The sequence below is a fragment of the Nonomuraea sp. NPDC005501 genome (genome assembly GCF_040605905.1).
Classification (GTDB): Bacteria; Actinomycetota; Actinomycetes; order Streptosporangiales; family Streptosporangiaceae; genus Nonomuraea.
In genome coordinates this window covers 127,590-139,365 of sequence record NZ_JBEXDT010000006.1, presented here as the reverse complement: position 1 = coordinate 139,365, position 11,776 = coordinate 127,590, and the positions used below count along the sequence as shown (strand labels likewise).

Annotated in this window: 11 protein-coding genes; 2 read left to right on the top strand and 9 right to left on the bottom strand. The window is 73.3% G+C overall.

Translation table 11 applies throughout. The features are described 5' to 3' along the window. Window positions 1-78: 78 nt before the first annotated feature. Complete coding sequence (locus ABZS51_RS06255; RefSeq protein ID WP_355437021.1) at window positions 79-1,080, top strand: glycosyltransferase; 1,002 nt, start codon at window positions 79-81, stop codon at window positions 1,078-1,080. 55 nt (window positions 1,081-1,135) lie between these two features. Here ABZS51_RS06255 and ABZS51_RS06250 read toward each other — a convergent pair whose 3' ends face one another. The 9 genes from ABZS51_RS06250 to ABZS51_RS06210 all read right to left on the bottom strand — a co-directional run bounded on the left by ABZS51_RS06250 (window position 1,136) and on the right by ABZS51_RS06210 (window position 10,936). Next, a complete protein-coding gene (locus ABZS51_RS06250; RefSeq protein WP_355437019.1) occupies window positions 1,136-2,266 on the bottom strand; it encodes a prephenate dehydrogenase in 1,131 nt (376 codons plus the stop codon). A 52-nt stretch (window positions 2,267-2,318) separates the two neighbouring features. Beyond that, window positions 2,319-2,678: a chorismate mutase gene (gene aroH, locus ABZS51_RS06245; protein WP_310716707.1), complete on the bottom strand. Its 360-nt coding sequence runs from the start codon at window positions 2,676-2,678 to the stop codon at window positions 2,319-2,321. A 71-nt stretch (window positions 2,679-2,749) separates the two neighbouring features. Continuing rightward, window positions 2,750-4,816 carry a pseudouridine synthase gene (locus ABZS51_RS06240; protein ID WP_355437017.1) on the bottom strand — a complete coding sequence of 689 codons (2,067 nt, stop codon included), beginning with the start codon at window positions 4,814-4,816 and terminating at the stop codon, window positions 2,750-2,752. Next, window positions 4,813-5,448 (bottom strand): SMC-Scp complex subunit ScpB, encoded by a 636-nt coding sequence (gene scpB, locus ABZS51_RS06235; protein WP_355437032.1) that lies wholly within the window; start codon window positions 5,446-5,448, stop codon window positions 4,813-4,815. Before scpB ends, ABZS51_RS06240 begins: the two co-directional genes overlap by 4 nt. Window positions 5,449-5,824: 376 nt before the next feature. Next, the gene (locus tag ABZS51_RS06230; RefSeq protein WP_310716703.1) at window positions 5,825-6,688 is read right to left on the bottom strand and encodes a segregation/condensation protein A; all 864 of its coding nucleotides are present in this window, start codon (window positions 6,686-6,688) and stop codon (window positions 5,825-5,827) included. Continuing rightward, entirely contained in the window at window positions 6,685-7,626 is a 942-nt protein-coding gene (locus ABZS51_RS06225; RefSeq protein WP_355437015.1) for a ParA family protein, read from the bottom strand. The genes ABZS51_RS06230 and ABZS51_RS06225 overlap by 4 nt, the downstream gene beginning before the upstream one ends. A 116-nt stretch (window positions 7,627-7,742) precedes the next feature. Beyond that, complete coding sequence (locus ABZS51_RS06220; RefSeq protein WP_355437013.1) at window positions 7,743-8,648, bottom strand: site-specific tyrosine recombinase XerD; 906 nt, start codon at window positions 8,646-8,648, stop codon at window positions 7,743-7,745. 15 nt (window positions 8,649-8,663) lie between these two features. Further along, a complete protein-coding gene (locus tag ABZS51_RS06215; protein WP_355437011.1) occupies window positions 8,664-9,275 on the bottom strand; it encodes an NUDIX hydrolase in 612 nt (203 codons plus the stop codon). Further along, complete coding sequence (locus ABZS51_RS06210) at window positions 9,272-10,936, bottom strand: CTP synthase (RefSeq protein WP_355437009.1); 1,665 nt, start codon at window positions 10,934-10,936, stop codon at window positions 9,272-9,274. Before ABZS51_RS06210 ends, ABZS51_RS06215 begins: the two co-directional genes overlap by 4 nt. Window positions 10,937-11,046: 110 nt before the next feature. On the opposite strand from ABZS51_RS06210, the gene ABZS51_RS06205 reads away from it, so the two are divergent. Then, window positions 11,047-11,763 (top strand): acyltransferase, encoded by a 717-nt coding sequence (locus tag ABZS51_RS06205; RefSeq protein ID WP_355437007.1) that lies wholly within the window; start codon window positions 11,047-11,049, stop codon window positions 11,761-11,763. The last annotated feature ends 13 nt before the right edge of the window (window positions 11,764-11,776 follow it).

Below are 11,776 nucleotides of genomic sequence, written 5' to 3'. Positions count from 1 at the left end.
GCTGCCGCTGGCGCTGGCACAGCGGCGCGCGCTGCCCCCGGCGGTCGAGCGGGCCCGCCGGCTGCTGGAGGACCGCCGATGAGCCCGCGCCACGCGCCGGGGCCAGAAGACGACGAACGCCCGCCGGGCCCCTGGAAGAGCAGGGAGCACGCGACCGGAACCGGAGACGGCCGGGGGTGCGCGGCGGCGGACGCGCGGGTCGGCGCCGTCGTCATCACCTGGAACAGGCGCGAGGAGGTGCTCAGGTCCGTCGGCCGGCTGCTCGCCCTCCCCGAACGCCCGAAGGTCGTGGTGGTCGACAACGGCTCGGACGACGGCACGGCCGAGGCCGTGTCCGCCGCGTACCCCCGGGCGGACGTGGTGGCGCTGCGCGAGAACCTGGGCGCCGTCGGCCGCAACATCGGCGTGGAGCGGCTGGACACGCCGTACGTGGCGTTCGCCGACGACGACACCTGGTGGGAGCCCGGCTCGCTGGCCCGCGCCGCCGACGTGCTCGACGCGCACCCGCGCCTGGCGGTCGTCACGGCCCGCATCCTCGCCGAGCCCGGCGGCCGGGAGGACCCGATCGTGCCGGAGCTGCGCGACTCCCCCGTACGCGGCCCGTCCTGGCTCCCCGGACCGGCGCTGGGCAGCTTCCTGGCGGGCGCGTCGGTGTTGCGCCGGGACGCGTTCCTGCAGTGCGGCGGGTTCTCGCGGCGGCTGTGGCTGGGCGGCGAGGAGGAGCTGCTGGCCGTGGACCTGGCGACCGCCGGCTGGGAGCTGTGCTATCTGGAGGAGCTGACCGTCCACCACGAGGCGTCCAGGAACCGTGACGCCCACGCCCGCAGGCGGGTGGGGCTGCGCAACACGCTCTGGTTCACCTGGCTGCGCCGCCCGGTGCGCGCGGCGGTGCGCCGCACGCTGCACCTGGCGCGGACCGTGCCGCACGACCGCGTCTCCGCGCTCGCGGCCCTGGACGCGCTGCGCGGCCTGCCGTGGGTGCTCGCCGAACGCCGCAGGGTCCCCGAGCGGGTGGAGGTCCGCCTGGCGAGCCTGGAGCGGGCCCAGGCCACCTCGCGGGCCCGCCGCTACGTCTCCTGACCCACAGGCCGTCCGGGTACGGCAAGACGGCCGCCCGGAGGGCCGGGCGACCCGGTCAGGGGACCTGCCAGCCCCGCTCGTGCAGGGCCCGGGTGAGGACCGGTGCCGCGTCCGGCTGGACCGACACCTCGGCGATGCCCAGCGGCAGGCCCGGCGCGTGCTCCAGCCGCACGTCCTCGACGTTGACGCCGACCTCGTCGCACACCTGGAACAGCTTGGCGAGCTGGCCGGGACGGTCGCCGATGACGACCTGGACCATCACGTAGGAGGAGGCGGGACCGCCGTGCTTGCCCGGGATGCGCCCGTGGCCCGCGACGCCCCGCTTGAGGAGCTGGGTGATCTCGCCGGAGGCGGTGCCGTCGCCGCCGGCCAGGGCGCGCAGCGCGGACGCCGCCTCGGACAGGTCGCGCGAGACCGCCTCCAGGACCTCGGCGACGGGCGCCGCGTTGCCGGCCAGGATGCCTAGCCACAGTCCGGGGTCGCTGCCCGCGATCCGGGTGACGTCGCGCACGCCCTGCCCGGCCAGCCCGAGCGCCACCTCGGAGGCGTCGGCCAGGCGGGCCGCCACGGCCGAGGCGGTCACGTGGGGCGCGTGGGACACCACGGCGACGGCCCGGTCGTGGTCGTCGGCGTGTACCTCGACGGGGTTGGCCCCGCACAGCTCCACCAGGCGCAGCACCGCGGCCCTGGTCTCCGGGGAGCTCTCCGGGGTGGGGCAGAGCGCCCAGGGCCGGCCCAGGAACAGGTCGGCCCGCGCCGCCCCCGGACCGGACCTCTCCCGCCCGGCCAGCGGGTGGGAGGCGACGTACGCGCCCAGGTCGCAGCCGAGCCGGCGGGCCCCGTCGATGGGGACGGCCTTGACGCTGGCCACGTCGGTGTAGTGGGTGGCGGCGCCGGCCCGCTGGAGGGCGAGCAGCTCGGTGGCGACATGAGCGGGCGGCACCGCGATCACCGCGAGATCCACCCTCCCGGCGCCGGTCACGCCGTCCGCGCCGCCCGCGCCGGCGGCCGTCGCGGGCTGGGGCTGCCATTCCTCGCCCGCGCCCAGCTCGCGCGCCAGGCGCATCGCGCCCTGGTCGCGGTCGGAGAGCAGCACGCGAACCCCGTGCCCGCGCAGCGCCAGCGCCACGGAGGTGCCGATGAGACCGGTGCCGACGACGAGCACGGTGCGGAGTTCGGAGGCCATGTCGATGTCCTGGGTCGTGTTCCGGGTGATCCGGGCCGGTGGGAGGGCGTCGCTACTGGGCGATGTCCTGGCGCAGGGCGATCGCGCCGCGCAGGTAGACGTGCTGGATCTCCGAGCGCGGCTTGTCCGTCTCGACGTGCGCCATGAGGCGTACCACGCGGGGCAGCGCGCCCGGCACACCGATCTCGGTGCAGCAGATGAGCGGCACCTCATGGAAGCCCAGCTTACGCGCCGCCAGCGCCGGGAACTCGGCCGTCAGGTCGGGTGTGGCGGTGAACAGCACGCTGATCACGTCGTCGGTGGTGAGCTGGTTGCGCTCCATCAGCGCGGCGACGAGCTCGGTCGTCCCCTCGATGATCGCGTCACGGCTGTCGGCGTCCACCTGGATCGCCCCGCGGATCGCCCGCACCATTGTGATCCGTCCCCTCTATAAGCGGTGGAGCCCGTGCGGACCTCCGCACGGGCTCCTGCGTTCTGATCAGGTTACAGCTTCACGGCTGCGTACAGCTCGCCCACTTCCTTCAGCGTGAGCGCGCGGATGGTGCCGGGCTTGGTACGGCCGAGCTTGACGGGCCCGAACTCGATCCTGGCCAGGTCGATGACCCGGTGGCCGGCCACCTCCAGCAGGCGCCGCACCACGTGCTTGCGGCCCTCGTGCAGCACGACCTCGACCAGCGCCTGCTGGCCGTGCTCCTGCACGATCGTGAAGCCGTCCACCTTGACCAGGCCGTCCTCCAGCTCGATGCCCTGCCGGAGCCTGCGGCCGAGGTCGCGCGGGATGGGACCCGGCACCTTGGCCCAGTACTTCTTCAGGACGCCGTAACTGGGGTGGGTCAGCCGGTTGGCCAGCTCGCCGTCGTTGGTGAGCAGCAGCAGGCCCTCGGTCTCGGTGTCGAGCCGGCCCACGTGGAACAGGCGCGGGGCCAGCTCCTCGACGTAGTCGGCCAGGGACGGGCGGCCCTGGGGGTCGCTCATGGTGGACACGACGCCGATGGGCTTGTTCAGCGCGTAGTAGACGAGGTCGGGGGCCGTCGGGATGCGCTTGCCGTCGACGTGGATGACCTGCGCGGCGGGATCGACCTTGGCGCCGAACCTCCGCACGACCTGGCCGTTCACGGTGACGCGGCCGTCGCCGATCATCTCCTCGCAGGCGCGGCGGCTGGCCACGCCCGCCTGGGCGAGGACCTTCTGCAGCCGCACGCCGTCGGGGACCTCGGTGGTGTCGCGCTCGTCGGTGTAGCCCTCGGGGTAGAAGTTGCGGTCGCGCAGGGGCTGGCGGGCCGTCTTGAACCGGTCGCGCGGCGCGTCGCCGCCACGGTCGGCCGGCTGGCCGGTCCTGCCCGTCCCCTGGGAGCCACGGCCGGCGCCGTAGCCGCCCTGGCCGCCGTAGCCGCCCTGGCCGTCTCGCCGTGCGCCGCCGCCCGCGGGCCGGCCGCCGTACGAGGGACGGCCCCCCGAGGTGGGACGGCCTCCCGAGGTGGGACGGCCGATGGTCTCGAAACCGCCGCGGGAGCCGCGCGGCTCGTCACGGCGGCCGAAGCGGGCGCGGGTGGAAGAAGCGGAGTCGTCGCGCCGGCCGCTGCGATCGGCCCGGAACCCGGGACGGGAGTCCCCGCGGGAGTCGGTGCGGGACTCGGCACGGGCGTCGGTGCGGGAGTCGTCTCGGTGGCCGCCGCCGTAGCCCGGCCTGTCGCGGTAACCGGACCTGTCGCCGGAGCCGGACCTGTCGCCGTAACGGGGCCTGTCGCCGGAACCGGAACCGGGCCGGTCGCCGTAACGCGGCCTGTCACCGGAACCGGACCTGTCGCCGTAACGCGGCCTGTCGCCGGAACCGGAACGGTCGCCGTAGCCGCCACGGTCCGTGGGGCGGCGGTCGGAACGGAAGCCGCCGCGGTCGTCGCGGCCGGCCGAGCGGGGGCCCGGACGGTCGTCGCCACGGTCGGAGCGGAAACCACCACGGTCATCCCGGCGGTCCGAACGGAAACCGCCACGGTCGTCGCGGCCGGCCGAGCGGGGGCCCGGACGGTCGTCGCCACGGTCGGAACGGAAACCACCACGGTCATCGCGGCGGTCCGAACGCCAACCGCCACGATCGTCGCGGCGGTCCGAGAAACCCCGGTCCGAGTCGCGCCGGGCGAAGTCACGGCCCCCGGACTCACGGCTGCCGAAGTCACGGCCCCCGGAGTCACGGCCGCCAGAGTTACGGCTGCCGGAGTCACGGCTGCCGGAGTCGCGCCGGTCGGAGTCGCGCCGGTCGGGGCGGAAGCCGTCCTCACGGCTGCGGAAGCCGCTGTCGCGGCCCTCCGGCCGGGCGCCGCCCTCGCGGCCCTCGGAGCGGAAGCCGCCGCGGTCGCCGCCGGTGCGGTCGCGGGAGGTGGAGTCGCCGTACCGGGCGCGGGTGCCGCCGCGGTCGGCGCGAAGGGAGTCGCGGCCGGAACCGCCGCGAGAGTCGTCGGAGCGGAAGGCGGGACGCCCGCCGCGGCCGGTGGAGCCGCCGGTGCGTCCTCGACCGCGTCCATCACCGGACGGGGTGCTGCGCCTGTTGATCACTTTGTTGTCTCCTCGAGGTTTTCCACGTCGTCCGGGAGGAACGGAGCCAGCTCGGGGAGCTCGCTGAGGTCTTTGAGTCCCAGACGTTCAAGGAAGTATGAGCTTGTCCGGTAGAGCACTGCCTGGCTCTCCGGGTCGGTGCCGGCCTCTTCGACCAGCCCCCGTGCGACGAGCGTCCGCATGACGCCGTCGCTGTTGACACCGCGTACGGCGGCGACACGGGCGCGGCTCACCGGTTGCCGGTAGGCCACGACCGCGAGTGTTTCGAGCGCGGCCTGGGTCAGCCGCGTCTGCTGGCCGTCGCGGACGAACCGCTCGACCAGCGGCGCGCAGTCGGCACGCGTGTAATACCGCCAGCCTCCTGCGACCTCTCTCAGATCGAAACCCCGTCCGGCTTCGGTGTATTCCGCCGCCAGCGATCTGAGGGCGGCGGCCACCTCGTGGGTGGGGCGTTCGAGCACCTGGGCCAGCGTCACCTCGGGGACGGGGACGTCCACGACCATGAGGATGGCTTCGAGCGCGGCGCTGAGGCTCGGCGCGGGCCCGCCGTCCGGGTCCTCCCCCGCCTCCTCCTCCGGGCCCCCACCCAGGGGAGGACCCGGTTCGTCCCACGGTTCGTCCACGGCCGACATGCCGGCGAACGGCTCGGGGGCCGGGTCGGGCTGGCGGGCCGGGTCGAAGACGGGGGCCGCGTCGGATTCAGGGGCCGGGCCAGGCTCGGGGGACGGGTCGTAGACAGGGCCCGGGCCAGGCTCGGGGGACGGGTCGTAGACAGGGTCCGGGTCAGGCTCGGGGGCCGGGTCGAAGGCGGGGGCCGGGGTGCGGGGCTGGGGGGCGGCGAGGGAGCCCGGCAGGGTCATCCAGGCCGGCAGCGGCGTCTCCGGAGACCTGCGCGGCTGGGGCGGCCCGTCGTCGGCGCGGGCGTCCATCGGCCCGCCGGAGTGGTCCCGCAGCCGATCGTCCGGCCGATCGTCCGGCTGGTCGTCCGGGTGCTCGCCGGGGCGGTCGTCAGTCATCAGCAGCCTTCTCCGCGCTCTCCGCGCTTCGCGCGCTCTCCTCGTAGTCGTCGCCCACCGCGACGTCGCCCTCGTCGCTGCCCGTCCAGGTGACGTGCAGGTCGCCCAGCGGCTCTACCTGGTCGAAGCTGACCGCCGACTCGCGGAACAGCTCCAGGACGGCCAGGAAGCGGGCGATGACCTCGAAGGTGCCGTCACAGTCGGCGACCAGGGCCCGGAAGGTGGCCCGGCGCATGCGCCTGAGGCGCTGGACCAGGATAGCGGCTTGCTCCCGGACGCTGGCCAAAGGCTGGTAGATGTGGCCGACGCCGACCGTGGGCGGCGGCTTGGGGGTGAACGCCCTGGCAGCGATCTTCGCGAGCTGCTCGGGGCCGATGCCGAGGATGAGCTCCGGCAGGAGCTCGGCGAAGCGGGGCTCCATCGGCACGGCGCGCGGGAAGCGGAGCGCCTCGTCGGCCATGCGGGCGGCGAGGACCTTGGCGACCTCCTTGTACGCCTTGTACTGGAGCAGCCGGGCGAACAGCAGGTCGCGGGCCTCCAGCAGCGCGAGGTCCTCCTCGTCCTCGACCTCGCCGGAGGGCAGCAGCCGGGCCGCCTTGAGGTCGAGCAGGGTGGCCGCGACCAGCAGGAAGTGGCTGGTCTGGTCGAGGTCCCACTCGGGGCCGCGCGAGCGGATGTAGGCGATGAACTCGTCGGTGACCTGGGACAGGGACACCTCGGTGATGTCCAGCTTGTGCTTGGCGATCAGCCCCAGCAGCAGGTCGAACGGTCCCTCGAAGACGTCCAGGTGGACCTGGAACCCGGCTTTCGCGGCCTGGTCCCCGTCGTGGACGGCGCTCCCCCGCTCTGACGTCACCTGGCCATTGTGGCAGGCGCGGGCCAGCGCGAGAGCACTTCGCGGGCCAGCTCACGGTAGGCGCTGGCGCCGAGGGAGGACGGGTCGAAGGTGGTGATCGGCTCGCCGGCGACGGTGGCGTCGGGGAAGCGCACGGTGCGGTTGATCACCGTGTGGAAGACCTTGTCGCCGAACGCCTCGACGACGCGGGCGAGCACCTCGCGGCCGTGCAGGGTGCGGGCGTCGTACATGGTCGCCAGCAGGCCCTCGATCTCGAGGTCCTCGTTGAGCCGCTCCTGGACCTTGGAGATGGTGTCCATGAGCAGGGCGACGCCGCGCAGCGCGAAGAACTCGCACTCCAGCGGCACCATGACGCCGTGGGCGCAGGTGAGCGCGTTGATGGTGAGCAGGCCGAGCGACGGCTGGCAGTCGATGAGGCACACGTCGTAGTGCGGCAGCAGCGGCTTGAGCACGCGGCCGAGCACCTGCTCGCGGGCGACCTCGGTGACGAGCTGGACCTCGGCGGCCGACAGGTCGATGTTGCTGGGCAGCAGGTCGAGGCCCTCGACGCCGGTCTCCAGCAGCACGTCCTCGGCGGTGATGTTGCGCTCCATCAGCAGGTTGTAGACCGTGAGGTCGAGCTGCAGCGGGTTGATGCCGAGGCCCACCGACAGGGCGCCCTGCGGGTCGAAGTCGACGAGCAGGACCTTGAGGCCGTACTCGACGAGCGCGGCGCCCAGGTTGATGGTGGTGGTGGTCTTGCCGACCCCGCCCTTCTGGTTGACCATCGCGACGACCCGCGCCGGCCCGTGGACCTCCGGCGGCACGGGCTCCGGGAACACCGGGCGCGGGCGCCTGGTGGGGCCCAGGTTCACGCCGGTGGAAGGCGTGTCGGTCTTCGTGTCACCCCAGGGGTTGTCGGGGGTCCCCGGGGTCGAACCGTTGGTCTTCACAGTCACCAGCTCGAACCTCCCTGACGATCCCGAACCGGACCGTCCGGACGGACACTATGGCGTCATCACTAAACGCGGCAAGGCGGCACGCCGAACCGTGGCACGCCGCAAAAGACTATAGATCACTGCCGGGCGCGGGGGTGCGCGGCGGCGTACACCTCACGGAGCTTGTCGACCGTGACCAGGGTGTAGACCTGGGTGGTCGTCACCGAGGCGTGGCCGAGCAGCTCCTGCACCACCCTAACGTCGGCGCCCCCGTCGATGAGGTGGGTTGCGAAGGAATGCCGGAGAACGTGCGGGGATATCCCGTGGAGTCCGGCTCGCTCGGCGGCGGCCTGGAGCACCTCCCAGGCGCCCTGCCGGGTCAGGCGCCCGCCGCGCGCGTTGAGGAACACCGCGGGGGTGCCGCGGCCGTGGGCGAGCAGCGCGGGGCGGGCCCTGACGAGGTACGCGTCGAGCGCGGAGCGGGCGTAGCGGCCGAGCGGCACGACGCGGGTGCGGCCGCCCTTGCCGCGCAGCCGCACCTGGTCGTCCTCCAGGTCGTCGACGGCCAGGCCCACGGCCTCGTCGATGCGCGCGCCCGTGCCGTACAGGACCTCCAGCAGGGCGCGGGTGCGGAGGGTCAGGGGCGCGCCGTCGGGGCCGGAGGCGGCGATGAGCCGCTCGACCTGGTCGACGGCGATCGGCTTGGGCAGCCTGCGGGGCTGGCGCGGCGGGCGCACCTGGTGGGCCGGGTCGTGGGCGGTGACGCCCTCGCGCAGCGCGAAGCGGTGCAGCCCGCGCACGGCGGACACCGCCCGCGCGGCCGAGGCGGCCGCGAGGGCGGGGTGCTCGCCGTCGCCCTCGCGCAGCGCGGCGAGGAAGCCGAGGACGTCGTCCTCGGCCACCTCGCCGAGCGCGGCGCGCCCGCGCGAGCGCAGGTAGTCCACGTAGCGGCTCAGGTCACGGCGGTAGGAGGCCAGCGTGTTGGCAGCCAGACCCCGCTCCACCGCCAGATGGGCGAGGTAGCTGGAGAGCACCGCCTCCACGACTCGGTCCTTCCGTCACGCCTCAGGGGCGTCGGCGGGGCGCAAACCGGTGAAGCCCTCGACCGATGCCGCGTACGCGGCGAGGATACCGGCCACGGCCGGTGCATTGTGGATCATCCCCATGAGCGCGTGCTCGACGGCGTCGGGCAGCGGCACCCACTCGACCGGCATGCCGATCTCCTCGTGCCGGGGGACGAAGCCGTTCTCCTCCTCGGGGATGGGCGTCAGGTCGCGGGCGAGGAAGACGCGGATGCGCTCGTCCGTCATGCCGGGCGAGGTGAGCAGGTCGACCAGCGTGTGCCAGGTGGCGGCGCGGTGGCCGGCCTCCTCGGCCAGCTCCCGCGCGGCGGTCTCGGCGAGGGGTTCGCCCTCGACGTCGCGCAGGCCGGCGGGCAGCTCCCACAGCAGTCTGCGGGCCGGGTGGCGGTACTGGCGGATCATCAGGACCCGGTCGTCGGCGTCGAGGGCGACCACCGCGACCGCGCCGACGTGGCGGACGTAGTCGCGGTCGGCGACCTCGTCGCCGGGCATCCGGACGCCGTCGGTGACGACGTCGAACACCCGGCCCTTGAACCGCTCGGTGGAGGAGACGACCTCCCACGCCTCGGGCGCGTCCTCGACCCTCACTTGGCGACCTTGGAGGTGACGCGACTGTCGGCGTAGACGAGCGAGGCGGCGATCAGGCCCTTGAACATCGGGTTGGCCCGCGTGGGCCGGGACCGGAACTCCGGGTGGGCCTGGGTGCCGATGAAGAACGGGTGGACGTCGACCGGCAGCTCGGTGTACTCGACCAGGCGGCCGTCGGGCGACAGCCCGGAGAACACCAGGCCGACCTTCTCCAGCTGGTCCCGGTAGGCGTTGTTGACCTCGTAGCGGTGGCGGTGACGCTCGTCGGCCTTGGCCTTGCCGCCGTAGAGCTGACGGGCCAGCGTGCCCTCGCCGAGCTTGGCGGTGTAGACGCCGAGCCGCATGGTGCCGCCCATGTCGCGCTCGCCGGCGACGACGTCCTCCTGGTCGGCCATCGTGGAGATGACCGGGTGCTTGGTGTCGGGGTCGAACTCGGCGGAGTTGGCCTCGGCGACACCGGCCAGGTTGCGGGCGGCCTCGATGACCATGCCCTGCATGCCGAGGCAGATGCCGAGCAGCGGGATCTTGTGCTCGCGGGCGTGGCGGATCGCGCCGATCTTGCCCTCGATGCCGCGCACGCCGAACCCGCCGGGGATCAGCACGCCGTCGACGCCGTCGAGCTCGCGCGCCGCGCCCTCGGGGCTCTCGCAGTCGTCGCTCTTGACCCAGCGGATGTTGACGCGGGCGTCGTTGGCGAACCCGCCGGCGCGCAGCGCCTCGGTGACCGACAGGTACGCGTCGGGCAGGTCGATGTACTTGCCGACCAGCGCGATCGTGACCTCCTTGGCGGGGCGGTGGACGCGCCGCAGGAGCTGGTCCCACTCCTTCCAGTCGACGTCGCGGAACGGCAGGCCGAGCCGGCGCACCACGTACGCGTCGAGGCCCTCGGCGTGGAGCACCTTGGGGATGTCGTAGATGGAGGCGGCGTCGATGGCGGAGACCACGGCGTCCTCGTCCACGTCGCACATCAGGCTGATCTTGCGCTTGATCGCGGTCTGGACCGCCCGGTCGGACCGGAGCACGATCGCGTCGGGCTGGATGCCGATGCTGCGCAGCGCGGCCACGCTGTGCTGGGTGGGCTTGGTCTTGAGCTCGCCGGACGGCCCGATGTAGGGCAGCAGCGACACGTGCAGGAAGAACACGTTGTCGCGGCCGACCTCGTGCCGGATCTGGCGGACCGCCTCCAGGAAGGGCAGCGACTCGATGTCGCCGACCGTGCCGCCCACCTCGGTGATGACCACGTCCACGTCGGGACCGGCCATGCCCCGGATGCGGTCCTTGATCTCGTTGGTGATGTGCGGGATGACCTGGACGGTGTCGCCGAGGTACTCGCCGCGCCGCTCCTTGGCGATGACGTTGGAGTAGACCTGGCCGGTGGTCACGTTGGCCGAGCCGTGCAGGTCGGTGTCGAGGAACCGCTCGTAGTGGCCGACGTCGAGGTCGGTCTCGGAGCCGTCGTCGGTGACGAAGACCTCGCCGTGCTGGAACGGGTTCATGGTGCCGGGGTCGACGTTGAGGTAGGGGTCGAGCTTCTGCATGGTGACCCGTAGACCTCGCCCCTTGAGCAGGCGGCCGAGGCTGGACGCCGTGAGCCCCTTGCCGAGACTTGAGGCGACACCGCCGGTGACGAACAGATGCTTGGTTTGCGATGCGCTGCGCAAAGGGGCTCCCGTGGCTCGAGGCGTGGCCGAACTGTCCACGGGCTCTCAGGATATCAAACAACGTCCCCGACATGCCCGAACGGTATGACCTAGCGGTAACTTTGGGCGCTATGTCATGCGTACGGCGGGCACTGGGCACGCTCATCCACCGTGCCTACACGGCGATCCGCGACGCCGGGGCCATCACCGCGGCGAGTCCCGCGGGGCATCGGTTCCGCAGGCTGGGCGAGGGCGCGAAGATCGCCTTCCCGCCCGGGGCGATCTTCGGCGAGCGGTGGATCGAGGTCGGCGACCACACACTCGTGGGCGAGCGGGTGTCGCTGTCGTGCGGCATGATGCCGGGCGTGGAGCTGGGGCCCGGCTCGGTCCTGCGGATCGGCGGCGGCTGCTCGATCGGCCGGGGCTCGCACATCGTGGCCCACCAGTCGATCGACATCGGCGACGACGTCTTCACGGGCCCGTACGTCTACATCACCGACCAGAACCACGTCTACGACGACCCGGAGGTGCCGATCGGGCGGCAGTGGCCGCGCAACAGCCCGGTCTCGATCGGCGCGGGCTCCTGGCTGGGGGCCGGGGCGATCATCCTGCCGGGCACGCGGCTCGGGCGGCAGTGCGTGGTGGCCGGGGGCGCGGTGGTGCGGGGCGAGTTCCCGGACCACAGCGTGGTGGCGGGGGTGCCGGCGCGGCTGGTGCGCGGGTACAGCCCGGAGCTCGGCTGGCACGCGCCCGGCGCGGCCGACGGAACTTCGGCGGCGCCGCATCACCCGGGCGCGACCCTGGTGACGCCGCCGGATCACCCGGGGCTGGACCGAACATCGTTCTGACGGTTAGCGTCGA